17 protein-coding genes are annotated in these 15,857 nt (G+C 32.1%); 7 read left to right on the forward strand and 10 right to left on the reverse strand.

The window, feature by feature from the left end; translation table 11 throughout:
• Window positions 1–51: 51 nt before the first annotated feature.
• From ELS83_RS20310 to ELS83_RS20320, 3 genes are all read right to left on the reverse strand, one after another.
• A complete protein-coding gene (locus ELS83_RS20310; RefSeq protein ID WP_171597385.1) occupies window positions 52–2,400 on the reverse strand; it encodes a TolC family protein in 2,349 nt (782 codons plus the stop codon).
• 699 nt (window positions 2,401–3,099) lie between these two features.
• Window positions 3,100–4,644 carry an MDR family MFS transporter gene (locus ELS83_RS20315; protein WP_171597386.1) on the reverse strand — a complete coding sequence of 515 codons (1,545 nt, stop codon included), beginning with the start codon at window positions 4,642–4,644 and terminating at the stop codon, window positions 3,100–3,102.
• Window positions 4,645–5,907: 1,263 nt separating this feature from the next.
• On the reverse strand, window positions 5,908–6,474 hold the full coding sequence (locus tag ELS83_RS20320; protein ID WP_171597387.1) for a TetR/AcrR family transcriptional regulator: 567 nt from the start codon (window positions 6,472–6,474) through the stop codon (window positions 5,908–5,910).
• A gap of 839 nt (window positions 6,475–7,313) precedes the next feature.
• Between ELS83_RS20320 and ELS83_RS20325 the strand changes: the two genes are divergently transcribed.
• The 5 genes from ELS83_RS20325 (at window position 7,314) to ELS83_RS20345 (ending at window position 10,472) form a co-directional block, all read left to right on the forward strand.
• On the forward strand, window positions 7,314–7,937 hold the full coding sequence (locus ELS83_RS20325; RefSeq protein WP_171597388.1) for a Crp/Fnr family transcriptional regulator: 624 nt from the start codon (window positions 7,314–7,316) through the stop codon (window positions 7,935–7,937).
• Window positions 7,938–7,953: 16 nt separating this feature from the next.
• The gene (locus ELS83_RS20330; RefSeq protein ID WP_216616720.1) at window positions 7,954–8,736 is read left to right on the forward strand and encodes an HXXEE domain-containing protein; all 783 of its coding nucleotides are present in this window, start codon (window positions 7,954–7,956) and stop codon (window positions 8,734–8,736) included.
• 85 nt (window positions 8,737–8,821) lie between these two features.
• Complete coding sequence (locus ELS83_RS20335; RefSeq protein WP_171597389.1) at window positions 8,822–9,406, forward strand: Crp/Fnr family transcriptional regulator; 585 nt, start codon at window positions 8,822–8,824, stop codon at window positions 9,404–9,406.
• A 100-nt stretch (window positions 9,407–9,506) separates the two neighbouring features.
• Window positions 9,507–10,031, forward strand: a complete 525-nt coding sequence (locus ELS83_RS20340) for a YceI family protein (protein WP_171597390.1) — start codon at window positions 9,507–9,509, stop codon at window positions 10,029–10,031.
• Between the two features lie 63 nt (window positions 10,032–10,094).
• Window positions 10,095–10,472, forward strand: a complete 378-nt coding sequence (locus tag ELS83_RS20345; RefSeq protein WP_171597391.1) for a DoxX family protein — start codon at window positions 10,095–10,097, stop codon at window positions 10,470–10,472.
• 456 nt (window positions 10,473–10,928) lie between these two features.
• Here ELS83_RS20345 and ELS83_RS20350 read toward each other — a convergent pair whose 3' ends face one another.
• Both ELS83_RS20350 and ELS83_RS20355 read right to left on the reverse strand, forming a co-directional pair.
• A complete protein-coding gene (locus tag ELS83_RS20350; protein WP_171597392.1) occupies window positions 10,929–11,420 on the reverse strand; it encodes a hypothetical protein in 492 nt (163 codons plus the stop codon).
• Window positions 11,421–11,442: 22 nt separating this feature from the next.
• A complete protein-coding gene (locus ELS83_RS20355; RefSeq protein ID WP_171597393.1) occupies window positions 11,443–12,942 on the reverse strand; it encodes a glycoside hydrolase family 28 protein in 1,500 nt (499 codons plus the stop codon).
• A gap of 201 nt (window positions 12,943–13,143) precedes the next feature.
• Between ELS83_RS20355 and ELS83_RS20360 the strand changes: the two genes are divergently transcribed.
• The gene (locus ELS83_RS20360) at window positions 13,144–13,455 is read left to right on the forward strand and encodes a helix-turn-helix domain-containing protein (protein WP_171597394.1); all 312 of its coding nucleotides are present in this window, start codon (window positions 13,144–13,146) and stop codon (window positions 13,453–13,455) included.
• 13 nt (window positions 13,456–13,468) lie between these two features.
• On the forward strand, window positions 13,469–13,660 hold the full coding sequence (locus ELS83_RS22740) for a YceI family protein (protein WP_171597395.1): 192 nt from the start codon (window positions 13,469–13,471) through the stop codon (window positions 13,658–13,660).
• A gap of 795 nt (window positions 13,661–14,455) precedes the next feature.
• Here ELS83_RS22740 and ELS83_RS20370 read toward each other — a convergent pair.
• From ELS83_RS20370 to ELS83_RS22745, 5 genes are read right to left on the reverse strand one after another with little or no spacing between them, the layout of a single operon-like run.
• Window positions 14,456–14,908 (reverse strand): DDE-type integrase/transposase/recombinase, encoded by a 453-nt coding sequence (locus ELS83_RS20370; RefSeq protein ID WP_249414530.1) that lies wholly within the window; start codon window positions 14,906–14,908, stop codon window positions 14,456–14,458.
• The gene (locus tag ELS83_RS20375) at window positions 14,824–15,036 is read right to left on the reverse strand and encodes a hypothetical protein (RefSeq protein ID WP_171597397.1); all 213 of its coding nucleotides are present in this window, start codon (window positions 15,034–15,036) and stop codon (window positions 14,824–14,826) included. Before ELS83_RS20375 ends, ELS83_RS20370 begins: the two co-directional genes overlap by 85 nt.
• An 11-nt stretch (window positions 15,037–15,047) precedes the next feature.
• A complete protein-coding gene (locus ELS83_RS20380; protein ID WP_171597398.1) occupies window positions 15,048–15,185 on the reverse strand; it encodes a hypothetical protein in 138 nt (45 codons plus the stop codon).
• A complete protein-coding gene (locus ELS83_RS20385) occupies window positions 15,185–15,397 on the reverse strand; it encodes a hypothetical protein (RefSeq protein WP_171597399.1) in 213 nt (70 codons plus the stop codon). The genes ELS83_RS20380 and ELS83_RS20385 overlap by 1 nt, the downstream gene beginning before the upstream one ends.
• 51 nt (window positions 15,398–15,448) lie before the next feature.
• The gene (locus ELS83_RS22745; protein ID WP_430438941.1) at window positions 15,449–15,586 is read right to left on the reverse strand and encodes a helix-turn-helix domain-containing protein; all 138 of its coding nucleotides are present in this window, start codon (window positions 15,584–15,586) and stop codon (window positions 15,449–15,451) included.
• Between the last annotated feature and the right edge of the window lie 271 nt (window positions 15,587–15,857).

Here is a 15,857-nt window from a genome sequence, read left to right on the forward strand (position 1 = left end):
GCTTCTTCACAAATTTTAAATCTGTTAAGAGTTAATTAGTTATGAATAATATTAGCTCGCTCTATTTAACTTGTATTGTAAAAATCTCATAATAAAATCCGTACGCTGCTCTTCGGTAGAAAGTGATAGATACTTACCCACAGATCGTTCCAAGACAAAAAGATCTTGTAAAAATTGATAAGTAGAATTAAGGGCCTCAATTTTCGCTCCCAAATTAGCATTTTGTGCATCAATCAATGTTGTTACATTCACTTGTCCTTTACTATACATATCTTGAATGATTGATGCATTTTTTTTGGATGACTCAGCTGCCAATTTCTTCAATCTGGAATTTCTATATGAGGTTCTTAAGTTTTCCAAATTTGCTCTAATCTGTAATTCAAAATTGTTTTTTAAATCATTTTTTTGATCGCGTAACTGAAAAAGTTCAATTTTAGTTTTTTGTTTTTTATAACGATTCGAACTTCCTGCAAAAATTGGGAAGGATGCAGTAACTCCAACATACCATGTGTCATCAGCAGACATATCTATATTCGGAATTAATTGCTCAGCTGTATTCACCTCCTTAATTGGATGTTTGTAATTTGCACCAAGAGTTATACTTGGCATAAACATTTGTCTTTGATTCGATTTAAATAATCTTTCCTGAGCTTTTATGGCAAGATCTACCTGCTCCATTTCAGGCAAATTATTAAATGCTTCAGCAACTAAAAAATCAGCAAAATATTTGAATGATCCAGTATTATCAATAAAAGCTGAAAATCTTTCATCAAAAAGCTCACTTTTCTCATCTGCATCATTTTTTTTATCTAAACTAAAGACTTCATTTATTGGTCGGTTTAATACTTCATTCAACTGAAATTGAACAGCCTTTAAGTCCGTTTCTCCTTCATTAAAATCTGCTTTCGATTCGGCTAGTTCTGTTTCCCAACGATATACATCTGTCTGACCGCCATACCCAACCTTTTCTTTTCTTATTGAAATCTTAAGGTTTTCATTTTTAACTTTAATGTCTTCATTCAGTAATTCTAAAAAAGATTGCATTTTTCGATAATTGAAATATGCAGTCACTACATCTAAAACAACATCTAACTCGCTTGCATTCTCGGCTTCTTCCTGACTTTTTAATAACAACTTTTGGATTGAAATATTAGCCAGAGCAGGTTCCGAAAGAATCAATTGAGAAAACGAAGTTTCCGCTGACCAATTAAAATCTCCTTGCGATCCAAATGAAGTAGATACGGTGTGATCATCAAGAAAAAGTCCAGTAGAACTTACTTCTACATTTGGCAAGTAATCACTTTTTGCAAGTAAGAGTTCCTTTTGAGATAAAGCGGTTTGCTTTTGTTCCATTCGGTACTCTAAATTATTCTCTAGAGCTTCAGCAATGGCAGATTTAAGATTAATTTTTCGTTCAGTATCAACTTGATTAACGTTAACCAATAAGGCATCATCCAAGATATTTAAATTTGGATAGATACCCGTTTTGTTCACTGATTCCATATTAATGACCAATTGATGAACAAAATTCTCTACTTGCACAGGCAAATCTTTTAAATCATGCCCCTCGATTATTTTCGAAACATTTAATGCAATTCTTCTGGGTATTATCATCATATTTTCGCGAGAAGAGAAAGCTGCGTACGCACCATATTCAATCATCGGATCATCAATCAGAGAAAAGCAGACCAATTTCTTTTTAACAAATCCCTGAAACAATTCATTTAATTGTTCTGTTGAATAATTCTCTAAAGGTGACAAGACATACACCGCATCAATATCGTCTTTAATTAAATCCAGAGTGCTCCCCGGATCTTGTTGAATATCGATAAATTCACACTCCACCTCTTGTAACACTTGATATTGATTTTCAAAATCATAATTCAAACCTTTAAGAGCTGGATCAATTAAAACAGCCAATTTATTTGCGTTCGTAATTTGTGCAAGCATCTTCAAATCCCGTTCAATATTAAATGGTGATTCTATGAACGTGAAATTCGAAACTGATGATTTATTTATTGACAAATTTGTTTTCTGCAGAAATAAATTATCAAGATTAATAGCTGCAATAGTAGGTAATGTGTAATCATCTAATTTTGATAAAACACGACTTGAAACAACCCCAGAACCAATTAAAACATCTGTTGTTTTTGAGTTATAAACTTCATTGATATACTTATATATAGTATCAACTTTTCCAGATGTGAAACGATGCGTAAAGTATAATTCATGGTTTGCACCAAGTAAGGCTTCAATCTCTTTTTCAATTAATTTTTCCACCATGCCCTTTTCTTCTCCATCCCTATCAGAAATGATAGTAATTTTGATATTCTCTTGACCATAGAGGCATTGAAAGAATAATAAAACAACTACTAATAATCCAAGTTTTTTACCAATCATCACATTTCTATTTTTTAATTAAAAATCAATACGATAATAACCAATAGCAAACTATAAATATTTGTTTTTTTTAATGAAGTCGAATATTGGGCTATGTAGTCGAATATTGAGGATTGAATTGTGGAAAGCTTAAGATCAAATGGTTTGATGGTATCATATAGTTATGACATAAAATCAAATCCTACAATATTCTTTATCGTAGGACCTTACTTGATTCTTCCTTAAGCATGAGAAAAATATCCATTACATATTTCAAAAAAACTTGTTCCTGCCAAATATATTAAGATTAATAAATATTATTTAGTATTTAAACATAGTGTATGACGTCAAAACCAATTCGAAATGAATGATAATACATCGATCCTTTAAAGTATGGGGGGGGGTAATATTTTGTATAACTAATGGCAAGATGTAGTACACATCATAGTGTTTAATCAGCTATAACTTCATTACATATTAACAGGAAAGTACAATCCATTCTTCCATTACTATTTTTAAATTCAAAGTAAACCGTTAGAGGTTACTTTTAAGGAGAAGCACTTATTCAACATTACATAAAGAACCAAAGAGTCTGTGCTGATATGAAATATCGCTTGGATTCTTTGGTTCTTTTTTGGGGGATGGCACTATTTATGCTGAACAATAATTAGCTTGATTTTCTTGATTCTGCTGAATTCTGTCTACTGTTTACATTCAGTTTTAATTCAAATTAATTTTAGCGTATTTAGGTTGATTTATTCGTCTCTTAATGAAAAATGATGCCAATAAACCAATTGAAGCCATAACTAATGCTGATAGGAATGCTAAGCTAATCCCGGCGGTAGTTGCTGATTGTTGTTCCGCAATGCCAGGGTTTTGCAATAATCCCAGCTGTTTTTCTTGAGTGGTTCCCATTATTCCAATAAAAAGAGAAGATCCGAAAGCAGCGGCAATTTGAACAATAGTGTTTAAAACAGCAATACCATCGGAACCTATTTTTTTAGGTAGTTGGTTCAATGAATTTGTTTGAGAAGGTGTAATAATCATGGATACACCTAAATTTATGCATATGTGCATGGCGATAAGCCAATAAACACTTTCTGATGTAGAAATATTCGATAAAAAATACATGGCTACTGTAAGAGTAATGAAGCCGATAATTACTAAAATTCTAGCTCCATTTTTGTCATAAATTCGTCCTGACAATGGAGTTATAATCATATTCATAATGCTACCAGGCAATAATGCAGCTCCTGCTATTATTGGAGATAGTTTTAATACATCCAGTATATAAATCGGTAAAATAATACCTACTGCAAATGGCATCATAAAGGCAATAAACAACATAAAAGCTCCTAATGAGAACATGGGGAAAGAAAATACCCTAAGGTTTAACATAGGCTGTTTTAATATAAACTGACGTTTTATAAAAAATATCAGAGCTACAATGCCTAGTAATAAAGAAATTAATACCTGAGGATTCGTAAGCTCCTTTCCCTCAATTGAATTGATTGCATATATTAATCCTCCAAAACCAATTGTAGAAAGTACTACTGACAGAATATCAATTCTTGGTTTTGTTAATTTGGTTACATTCATTAATGTTTTTGATCCTATTATGATGGAAATAATTGCGAGAGGTAAAATTGAGAAAAACAACCAATGCCAATTTAAGTGTTCTAATATTAATCCGGAAATAGTTGGTCCAATTGCGGGAGCAAACACAACAATCATCATACTGATACCCATTGCAGCACCACGTTTATTGGGGGGATAAATATTAAAAATTACGTCCAACATTATGGGAAGCAATACTGCTGCCCCAGCTCCTTGTACTAATCGAAAAATTAATAACATATTAAATGATTGTGATAGACCACAAAACAATGCTCCCAAGGATAACAGTGTCATTGCCGTTAAATACAACTTTTTGGTAGAGAATGATTTTAGAAGGAATGCAACAACAGGTAGTAAAACACCAATCACTAACATATATCCACTGGCCAGCCATTGAACCGTGCCTAATGAAACATTTAAGTTTGACATGAGTTGCGGAAAAGCCACACTAAGGAGGGTTTCATTTACCAATGCAACAAATCCACCCATCAAAAGAGGAAGCATAATTAATGTACGTTGTTTTGCTGTATATTCCACTTTCTTTTCATTAGTCTCCGTTATCAACGCTTTTTTTCGTGAATTATTTACTTGCGTTTTATTCACCGATACAATCATCGTATCGTTTTCCAAAGTTTCCTGAGTTTTCATACTAATAATTAATTTATGACCGTATTTAGTATATTCATTATAGATTTTTGTATGCCTGCAAAAAAAGCAAGTATTGTATGTAAAAGGTATTTCTATATTTCACTTAAATATGTCTAAGTCTCCAGTATTGGACATATTTATCAAATAGTGAATTCTATTATTGGATAAAAAGAGAAGTTAGCATGGTTACAACACAGACTTATTTTAGTGATTCAGCATTAATTCCAGAGAAAAATTTATATATGGATTTTAATTCGAATAAATTCCCTATTTAAGATTCTCTTGTTAGATCTAATCAACTGACTATGTGCGTTTGTACTAAAGGCAGTGCTGATATTTAAGTAAACTTTGTAAAATATCATTTCGCAGAAAATATGACTCTGTCAATCTTTCTATTGCAAGTAGTGCTACTACTTCATACCAGTAAAGATTTCTCACCTTTAGCATGAGAAAAATATCCATTACTTCATACAATAAAACTTTGTTCCTGCCAAATCCATTGAGATTAAGAAATATAATTTAGTGTTTAAAATAAATCTTTTTTTTGGGGGGAGAAATCTCATCAAATACATTTAAATCTTTTATAAAAAGACAGGCCAGTTGCTTTTTCAACATCCTACTATTGCAATTATTATAGTTCTTACGAAATTTTATCTAAAAATTGACACCTAGCTTTAATCCCACTAGTAAAGCTAGCCTAACCATGAAGGGGTATTTCTTAGATTTTTGCCAAAATTTCACTATACAATTGTCACATGCAACCGACCTGCCTGAACCCACTAATAAACCATGACGAAATTTAAACTTATCTCATTTATAAAAATTCTTCTATTCAAATAGTAAAACCTCCTGAAGTCTCAAATCACCAATTGATTTCTTATATTTAACTTCAATGCTTTTGCATTAATTTAATCGGCATGTGATTCCTGTGATCGTAATTATGCGTCTAATAAATCTCACGTAGTTTTAATACCTTCCTTCAAGCGTTTGGTCTCCAAATTTAAATTTTTATAATATTGTTCCGGAGATGTTGAAGTTTAATCTAATTTCATTAGAGACTCTTTCAAACGAAAATTATTTTAACAGACCTTACTTGCACTTTTTCATTAACTTGTTCCTCACAACTAACAAAATTCTTATCAGCAAATAGATATTTCCTTCTAAACACCTTATTACTATCTGTTAGTGTATTTTTTTACTTTCCCTTAATAAATATGGCCCATCACACTTAGCGGGTGTGAACCCTTGATCTTATTTAATTAATTATTTTTTTATAACCTCAAACAAAAAACTTAACTGCTGTTCAGTTTTTGCTTCATATTCGATCACATCTTTACAATTCATTAAATTTGAATTTATTAATGAATCTATGATACCAATAATTAAATGCGCATCGGCATTAACTTTTAATTTGTTTTGTTGAATTCCTTTTTCAAAAAAAGCTATTATAAGATTGTGATACTCTTTTATATTGTCGTCAATCATTTGAGATATTCGCGGATATTCCGTTCTTATATTTTTCGAAGCTACAAACACAAATTCATCCACTACACCTATTATTTGGGTTGCTAACCCCACTAATAATTCAGAATATTCCGCTTCTAAATTCACATATTTTCGAATAGATCGTAAATTTGTTTTAAAAGTATCTTCGTAACACCTATATAACAAATCCTCTTTGTTGCCAATAATTTTATAAAGTGTTCCTTTGGCCATTCCACACTCGTTGGCCAAATCATTCATATTCCAACCTTTTAATCCTCGTCTGAGTAAAATATTCTGTGCACTTTCAAATACGATTCTCTTAATATCTGCATTATCAATTTTCATACATTATGTGCTTTTTGTCTTATTTTAGTCTTCTTTCGATTACATCAAAAATTACTAACTAATGTCCGTTTAACCATTCCCTGAAACATTTTTTTGATTGTGCGAGAGTATAATTTTCTACAGGTTATGAAACATCAACTGCATTAATCTCATCTTTAATTAAATCTATATTTTGCACCTAACAATGCATCAATTTCGTCTGCAATTAATTCTGCTGCAAAACCTGTTTATTGATCATTACTATTAGAAATTATTGTAATATTATATATTTTTTGTGCAGACAGATATTGAAAGAATAATTAATAATATATCAAGTTTTTGCCCATCGCCACAATTCTTTTTTTTACTCTAAAATCAATGCAATAATAACCTATAGCAAACTCTAAATATTTGTTTTTTTAGATGAAGTCGAATCTTGGGCTATGTAGTCGAATATTGAGGATTGAATTGTCGAAAGCATAGAATAACATGGTTTGAAAGTCTCAAATAGTTATTAAAATAAATCCTAACAATATTCTTTATCGTAGGGTTTTTATTGATGTTTCTTTAAAAAGAAAAAAATATCTATTACTTCTTTTAAAAAACTTTATTCCTTCCAAATCTTTTGAGATTTAGAAATATAATTTCATTTTTAAAATAAAAAGTTTTTTAGTTTTGGAATAAAGGAAGCTAAAAAAATACAATTAGGACTGTAATAAGATATGTTTGGTTTGAGCTTGACATTTAAGAAATTGATTTTATTTATCTAAAATCGATAATTTAAACGAAAATTAGTATTTAAAAATCCATTGCTGTTCAAATAGAATATTTAGCAGTAATTTAAGACCGTAAGAGAAAAGTTGATTGAGCTTAAAAAAGAAATATTAAATTACGGCATTTCGAATTCCGATGAAGAATGGAAGTATCTATCCACTTTTGTTTATAAGAAAACTGCAAAAAAAAGAGCAGTCATCTTTCAACAAACTGAACCTTGTAAATATGTGATTTTTATTGTGCGAGGCATAACAGCATCTGTATACAGTTATGATGGCAAAGAAGTAATCACAAGGTTCTTCCAAAAAGGAAATTTTAGTTCAAATATTGTTAGCGCAGAAGAGAAAAGCATTGCTTCTGATAGTTTAATTGCTATTACAGATATTGAATACTATTTAATTCCGTTTGTTAAATTTATAGAACTATATCTTCACTCCTACACCTTTGGATTATTCATTTGGAAAAAGCTAATAGAAAATAGCATTGAGAACAAAAAAATTACCACAATAAAGACGATCAATGAAACCGAAATACGATATCAGTTCTTAGAAAAACATTACCCCTTATTAATTAAGGAAACACCAGCAATATACCTTGCGAAGTTTTTAGGAATTACATCAGAGGGTTTTAGTAGATTTCTTTCTAATCGATTTAAGTATTATCCCACATCAATCTTTTTGAAGAATCTGCGTCGTAATTTTGTTTTTTAACTAAAGAGATTTCGATATGAAAGAATCAAAATTAATATTAATAGGTATAATTTTACTTTTTGCAATGTTGTGGTTGCCACTGGGACAGTATGAATTTTTGATTGACCATTGGATGAAAATTGGAACATATGCTGTACCATTTTTACTAATTGGTGCATTCTCTTTAAAACGTAATGAAGATTTAAAGAATCTTATAAAAGATTATCGATTCATTGGTATCATCATGCTGATAGCCTATATTATTCATCAATACGAAGAGCACTGGATCGATTTATTTGGCAATTATTATGCATTTTATGTTTTTAATAATGAATTCATTCTCGGCAATTTAGGTGAGGCCGGTTCGACAATAAAACCACTAACAAAAGAGGCTATTTTTGTAATTAACACATCATTAGTATGGTTAGTAGGTGTTTTAGCTATATGGAGAAGTCCGAAACATGTTTTCCCCTTAATTGCTATGGCAAGTATAATTATTGTAAATGGATTAGTTCATATTTTAGCTGGAGTAGTCAAATTTGAATATAATCCTGGCTTGTTTTCTTCTTTAGTAATTTTTGTTCCACTTTACATTTGGTTTGTAAGATATTTGATGAAACAATCAAAACATTACAAAAAGCAGATTATTGGTGGAATTTTATGGTCATTTCTTGCTCATGTTATTATGGTAGCAGGATTATTAATGGCTAATTGGTTTAATATTTACCCCGAATTTGTATATTTTTTAAAATTAATAATATGGTCCATATTACCGCTAGTATTATTTAGAAGAAAAACTATTGAAGATGTTGATTATTGATTACTACACTAATGAAGCTTAAAAAAATCATGTACCGTAATCATTTATTTATCTTTTAATTGTTAGGCTAAAAACAGATTTGTAAATGGAAAATGATAACAATGTAATTAGGTTCTTCCGTAGAAATTTTACTTCGCAACTATCTAAGGAAGATGAAAAAAGAATATTTACTTATTTCAAGCGGCATAAGTTCGAAAAAAAACAGTTAGTATTTATGAGTGGGGACATAAATACTGATCACTTTTTTATTGAGAATGGTTTAATGCGTCTTTTTTTGATTGATAAAACAGGGAAAGAGTTTAACCTTTTATTTGCAAATGAAAACCAGATTATTGGTGATCTTATAACTCCGGAACCAACGGACTTTAACCTTGAAGCAGTTGAAAAAACAACGGCATATTCAATTAGCGAAAGGAATTTTCAGGAATTAATCCAATCCTTAAGTCTTACACACCAATCTAATCCGCAAAATTCTTTAAGAAGGTCATATATTAAAATACAAAAAAGGTTAGTTTCAATTTTGGCAAATACTGCGGAAGAAAACTATTTAGAATTCAGAAAAACGTATCCTGAATTAATTCAACGTCTGCCTCAATATCATATTGCATCATATTTAGGAGTAAGTGCAGAATTTCTTAGTAAAATAATTGCACGAACTGTAAAAAAATAGAAACAATCCTTCTTCTTGAACTAGTTCAATTTTTATGATTTAATATCAATCTAAATTTGTATTGATAAATTGAATTAGTAATTATTAAATGAATAGAAGTATGAAAGTTAAAGGATTAATAATAGCGATTATAACTGTTTTAACAATTAGCAGTAACGCACAACAAATTAATGCTGAGAAATCGATAGTTAATTTCACAGCTAAAGGAATGTTTGGCAAAGAAGTAAAAGGCACTTTTACAGGTATGAAAGGCGAAATAAATTTCGATGTTAATGATTTAGATAATGCAAGCCTTGATGTAAGCCTTGATGCTGCATCTATTTTTACAGATAAAAAGAAACGTGATAATCATTTAAAAAGTGAAGATTTCTTAGAGGTTAATACATTTACAGAAATACGTTTTGTTTCAGAAAGCATTAAAAAAAGTGATAATGGATTCATTACTAACGGAGAGATTAAAATGCACGGGGTAAATCAGCCTGCCACCATCAATTTTACTTTTGAGAACAATACTTTCACAGGCAATCTTCAAATTAATCGCTTTGATTATAAAATTGGCGAAAAAATTAAAACAAAAATGGTAGCTGAACTAATTGACGTCGAGATAATATGTATCATGAATTAAACTATTGTATTTTAATAGAAGTGAATTTTAAAAGTTTGAATTTTAATATATAAAGCTAGAATTATGAATATTATATTATGGATTGTACAAGGTTTATTAGCTGTCGCATTTATAATGGCAGGGCTTATGAAAGTTTCGAAACCAGTTGAAGAACTTAGAGAGAAACTAGGAGAATGGATTGATAGCTTTTCAACAAAGACAATAAAACTTATAGGAATTACAGAAATTTTTGGTGCATTGGGTTTAATTTTACCGATGTTGCTGAAAACCCTTCCTCTACTTACACCCATTGCTGCAATAGGACTTTCCCTTACAATGATTGGAGCAATGACCGTACATATTAAACGAAAAGAAAAAAAGGAAGTCATGACCAACTTTGTCTTATTGGTTTTTAGTGCTTTTATTGTAATTGGTAGAGTCTATATTGTTCCTGTATTGTAACAAGGTTGGGGAAATTGCACTCTTCCCGAAAATTTAGGTATGAGTGCTGGAAACGTGGGATTTTCGGGATGTGTGCAATGTGCGTAGGCTTTCCCACTGTCCCGAAGGGCAGAAGCGCGGTGGCAAAAACTAATTTTTTCTTGCACTAAGGTTCAATCAAAGAGATAATATTTTCAAGTCGTTTTTTGAGATTTTAGGATCAGGATTCAATGCTGTGGTTTCACTCTTTTTACACTTGCAGCTAGCGCAAAAATAAAGGGAGTTTGCCCCCAGCTTAAGTACTCCAAATCTAGTGCAACTCTCACTAACCACAAACTGAACCACGAACGTACCATTTTGAAAGTAAAGTCTAATCCGCTCAGTAAATCTCTCGCAAAGAAACATGGTCATATCCAGATGAGAGAGGCGCAGGCAAATCGCTAGAAATCAGCAAATAACTAAGTAAACGGATGACCTTTATTGATTGTTAGATTTAGTTTTAGACATTTTGAAGTTCAGAAAGGCACCAATTTCCCACCCATTCAATTCAAGACCAGAAATATCAACATGCGTTGAGGTTGCTGGGTTCTTCGATATCAGTGTTAGATAGTAATCTGGTTTGGAGAATATGCTTCGGTTGTGTCTGGATACCGAGTGTACGTATCCAGTTAGAATGCTTGCAATTTCAATGCGAGACTGCTCTTCATGTTGAATAGTTAACGCATCATTGTCGATTATAAGTTTGGCCTTCCTATCAAACAGAAATGTTCCGAAAATAAACATGCCTAGCACCCAAAATAGCAAAGGCCACGGATATCCTGAATGCCCCGGGGATATCCAATGAAACAAATGGATACCAGTTAGAATGGTCATAACAAGGAATGCTTTATAATCTAAGAAAATGACAACCACAATACGAAGCACTTTGTAGATAGGAATTAGAGGCTGAAGGGTATATCCGAATTTCACCAGTTATCCTTTTTACCTTTCGTTATTCCTCGTATTTTATAACATTCCATCCAAAACTTTTAGCAAGGCGAATGGTATCAGATTTTTTTAGTACAATATGACCGTTTTCTTCAGAGCATGTTTTTGAATCAAAATTAGCTATGTCAATTTCTGATACATGGTCAAAAAAGAATAGAGGTCTTACATCAGGTTTTTCTAACTCTATGATGACGTTCTGAAATGATATGTTTTTTGCATATCTGCAATAGAAACCGGAAGAAGGCCTTTTACCAAAACTTCTTGGAGTATATTTAGTATGAAAAGGAATTTTCCTATCCGCATCAAATTCGTCAACATTACCTCGGAGCGTCATGTTAATATTTTTGAACTTTACGGATTCAATATGGTGCCCCGGTAGTCCTGATATCATACTTGTGAATACCCTGTTTTTTATATAACCATATACATCTCTACATTCAATATTCTCGAACAACACATTTTTAATAGCACCGATTTTTGGATTATTTCCTGCTCTGCCCCTATTCGTAATAAGAATAAAGAAAGGATTGGCAATTTTCGACATGGTAATATTCCTAAAGACTATATTCTCAATAATACTTCCGTCATTACTTGTTATTCCAAGACCTGCTTTATCAGCATGTTCAATGACGCAATTGGTAACCTTTACATTTTTAATATCACCTACGGTTTCAGAACCAAATTGAATTGCATTACAGCCACTAGACAAAAAGCAATTTGTTATAGTAATATTCTCACATGGTAGAGCGTACCCAAGAGAATAATCGCTCTTTATTCCAATGGCATCATCTCCACCTACCTTTTGACCACCTTCATACCGAATACATTCTATTTCACAATTACTAATTGTTACATTACTACAAGCCATTAGGTCTATACCATCGTTCTGGGTATAAATAGCAATTTTTTTGATAGTTACCCCATTGCATCCATTTAAGATAATAGCAAAGTGACCTCCAAGTTTTAGAGTTACTCCTTCAATGGTAATATTATTACATAGCTTCATGGCAATCAGTTTGTTTGCATCACCATTCCCATACTTATTATCTCTCAATACATGATTATTTCCATTTATAGTGCCTTTACCAGTAATTTTGATGTTTTCGAGGTTTTCCCCCAAAATCATGGAATTATGATAGTGGCTATGCCCAAAATCTTGATACATATCCCATTGATTAGGTTCGGGATCATCATAAGCATGAATACCTACCGGAGCTCCCAGAATTTCCGCTCCCTCTTGAATTTCAAGAATAATATTGCTTTTCAAATGAATACTGCCTGAAATATATTGTCCTGGCGGAACTATTACTTTAGCATTTTTACTTTTGGAGCAAGCGTCAATAGCAGCATTTATTGCTTTTGTATCAATGGTGAGCCCATCACCTTTAGCGCCAAAATCTTTAATGTTCAGTATTTCTTTCTCCAGAGTATTTGGATTAGAAAAGATTGATGTCGACAATAGCAATAAGTTCAACAAAAAAGTAGTGTATTTAATCCCGATCATTATCACCAAATTTTGATTTATTCTAGATTTAAAGCTAATCATGAACTAGACGCAGTTTCACTTTAAGCGCGATGCTAAAAATACGATTTTTTTTGACTCAGTATATATTAATTAGGAACTGAACCATATTTCAATCGAAAAGTGTACCACTTATTAACGCAAATGAATGAATAAAAAATCGTTCAGTAAAACATTATAAGTATGTACACAAAGCAAGAAATAATTATTCAAAGTTATCGAGAGGGTAAAAGCCAACGTGTTATCTCTCGTGATCTTCAGACAAGCAGAAGAACAGTAAAAAAATATATCGAAGAATATGAAAACCAAATAGCAACTTCTGATGATATAGAATATGCTTCCTCTCAATATCTAGGTACTGCCCCTGTATATAAAAAGAGAGCTTGCACTACGCTGAAATTAACACAAGAAATTCAAGATACAATAGATAAGCTTTTAGAAGAAAATAATCAAAAAAAGCAGCAGGGTCTACGGAAGCAGATGCTTAATAAGTGAAGATTTTTTTGAAGTGAATACATTCTCTCAGATACGTTTCGTTTCTGAAAGCGTTAAGAAAACCGATAATGGATTTATAACAAGTGGAGAGATTAAAATGCATGGAGTAAATCAACCAGCCAAAATCAGCTTTACTTATGATAATAACACTTTCACAGGCAGACTTCAGATAAATCGCCTTGATATAAAATTGGAGATAATATAAAAACTAAAATGGTAGCTGAACTAATAAAAGTTGAAATAGTGTGTGTGTGTTGAATTAGATGATTAAGCTTAAATTAAGATTGATTCACTGTTCTCTTAATCAATTAAAGAATGATTGCATAACGTCAAACCTAATTGAACACATCGATACTTAAAATTAAGAGATACTTTTTTATCTAACAATAGGTGCATGATACTTGGCTAAAATACCATACATACTTTTGATTATAGAGAATTAACCATATTTGGCTCTAGGTCTTATTGATTCGATCTTGTAACTTTCTTAAAATTGGATAACAGGTTCTGTCAAGAGTGCCCTGTGCAGCGCATGCGACAGGGCATTTACTTGCTCTTTACAGGTTCTGTAAGACATTTATCTTTGTTGTAAAGATGGAACCAAACATTTGTTCAGGAAATTAACTCCCTGTTTATCCTTCTTCTTTTCTACATGTTTCGTTCTTGATAATTAATCGCTACTGCAATCGCACCCGGTCTCTGCCATAGTAGACATCAGCGGAAGTAAGGTTGTTTAGGGATTCGTGATACCTTTCATGATTGTATTATCCACAAATTCTTAAATCCTGGCTATCAGCTCATCGGAGTAATAGTAGTTGTACAACTTTACTATATTTTTCATAGTTCTGTGATAGCACTCAATCTTACCTTGTGTTTGGGGACGATAAGGTGCTCATCTTAAATGCCCCATTTGTAGCTCACTAATGAATTTGGTAAAGTCATGAGAGATAAAACAAGTACCATTTTCAGATAATGGCCTAGGTCGTTTATTTTCAGGAAGTCAGCTTATACGCATAGCCTTTTCCACAACTCGACTGACGTTTGTTGAATCCATTCTTTTACAAAGCTCCCAAGTAACTATAAAGCGTGAATAATCATCCATGACAGTAGCCAGATAATTCCACCCCCAACCAATTATCTTAAAATAGGTGAAATCAGTCTGCCATTGCTGATGAATGTGGGTGGTTTTGTCTTTAGATTCATCTGCTGCTTCCATAACATTACAAGCCGGACTGGTTACCAATCCTTGCACCTTCAGGATCCGATAAACACTTGATTCGCTTATAAACCATTTTTGATTATCAGTTATCTGGTGTGCTATCTCCCTAGTAGATAACTCTGGATGCACCAGGGCTGTTATAATCACCTTCATTCGCTCTTTTTGAGGAATCTGATACCAGTATGAGCGTCGTTTGTTCTTCTTAGGTAAAAGTCCCTCATATCCATCTTCCAGATAGCGCTTATTCCAATCATAGAACGTAATTCGGCATATACAAACTCTTCAAGTGTTCGCTTACCCACAAGCTCTGATCCTTCTACAATGCGAATGTTTTCCATCTTTTCACTAGCACTTCTTCTCATATACTTGTAGTTTACTCGGAACCTGTTAGACTTTTTTTAAGCATGCGAACCTCAAGGCTTAATTCTGCAATAAGCTGCTTTAGATCCATGTTTTCATTTCTGATTTGATGTACTTCGCTGGTAGTGACCTCTCTTTTGGTATTACCCATTAATCTATTTTTTCCATCTTCAAGAAAGTCATTACTTCATTTGTAATAGAGGTTGGCACTAATGCCTTCGCGCCGACAAAGTTCTGCAACACTTGCCCCCCACTTAAACCATCGATGACGATACGGATCTTATCTTCGGCTGAGTACTTCTTTCGAGTGTGCCGTCTAATTTCTTTTACCTTAGCCTCGGTACTTTGTTTCTTTGTTCTCATTTTATAGACAATAATTGGTTACAAAAAGTTAAGAAATCTATCTCTTATATTTTATACCAACTTGCCCAATTTAAGCTGAAGACTTACAAAAACCCAATTGTAGATGTAGCGATTTATAGCGAAAAATTGTTCCAATTTTTCTTCTTGCAATTTGCTAGAATGAAACCCAAATCTATACGACTTATACAAAAGAATCCTTTATTTTCTTTTATATTTAATTATTTACGGGCCAAAGAATGTTTTTGCTGTTTATTGTTTGTTCAACAACATTATTTTGCAACAAAGCCAAGATTTATTATTTTTTTTCATGAATACAAATAGTTTATTTACTGTCCTGCGTAAATAATTGATATTATTCCGGCTACAAATAGTATAAACATAAGCGTAAGTAGACCATTGGTACTTTTTGAAGAACCTTTAAACTCTTTCCAGATAAAAACACCCCAGAGTGCTGCAACCA

The organism is Marinifilum caeruleilacunae (assembly GCF_013141825.1).
In the GTDB taxonomy this organism is placed as follows: domain Bacteria; phylum Bacteroidota; class Bacteroidia; order Bacteroidales; family Marinifilaceae; genus Marinifilum; species Marinifilum caeruleilacunae.

Excerpts from the sequence above, each read along its gene's own strand:
- ELS83_RS20360 (WP_171597394.1), top strand. The coding sequence starts at position 13,144 with ATGTACACAAAGCAAGAAATAATTATTCAAAGTTATCGAGAGGGTAAA.
- ELS83_RS20355 (WP_171597393.1), bottom strand. The coding sequence starts at position 12,942 with ATGATCGGGATTAAATACACTACTTTTTTGTTGAACTTATTGCTATTG.
- ELS83_RS20385 (WP_171597399.1), bottom strand. The coding sequence starts at position 15,397 with ATGAGAACAAAGAAACAAAGTACCGAGGCTAAGGTAAAAGAAATTAGA.
- ELS83_RS20315 (WP_171597386.1), bottom strand. The coding sequence starts at position 4,644 with ATGAAAACTCAGGAAACTTTGGAAAACGATACGATGATTGTATCGGTG.
- ELS83_RS20330 (WP_216616720.1), top strand. The coding sequence starts at position 7,954 with ATGAAAGAATCAAAATTAATATTAATAGGTATAATTTTACTTTTTGCA.
- ELS83_RS20340 (WP_171597390.1), top strand. The coding sequence starts at position 9,507 with ATGAAAGTTAAAGGATTAATAATAGCGATTATAACTGTTTTAACAATT.
- ELS83_RS20320 (WP_171597387.1), bottom strand. The coding sequence starts at position 6,474 with ATGAAAATTGATAATGCAGATATTAAGAGAATCGTATTTGAAAGTGCA.
- ELS83_RS20375 (WP_171597397.1), bottom strand. The coding sequence starts at position 15,036 with ATGAGAAGAAGTGCTAGTGAAAAGATGGAAAACATTCGCATTGTAGAA.
- ELS83_RS20345 (WP_171597391.1), top strand. The coding sequence starts at position 10,095 with ATGAATATTATATTATGGATTGTACAAGGTTTATTAGCTGTCGCATTT.
- ELS83_RS20310 (WP_171597385.1), bottom strand. The coding sequence starts at position 2,400 with ATGATTGGTAAAAAACTTGGATTATTAGTAGTTGTTTTATTATTCTTT.
- ELS83_RS20335 (WP_171597389.1), top strand. The coding sequence starts at position 8,822 with ATGGAAAATGATAACAATGTAATTAGGTTCTTCCGTAGAAATTTTACT.
- ELS83_RS20380 (WP_171597398.1), bottom strand. The coding sequence starts at position 15,185 with ATGGGTAATACCAAAAGAGAGGTCACTACCAGCGAAGTACATCAAATC.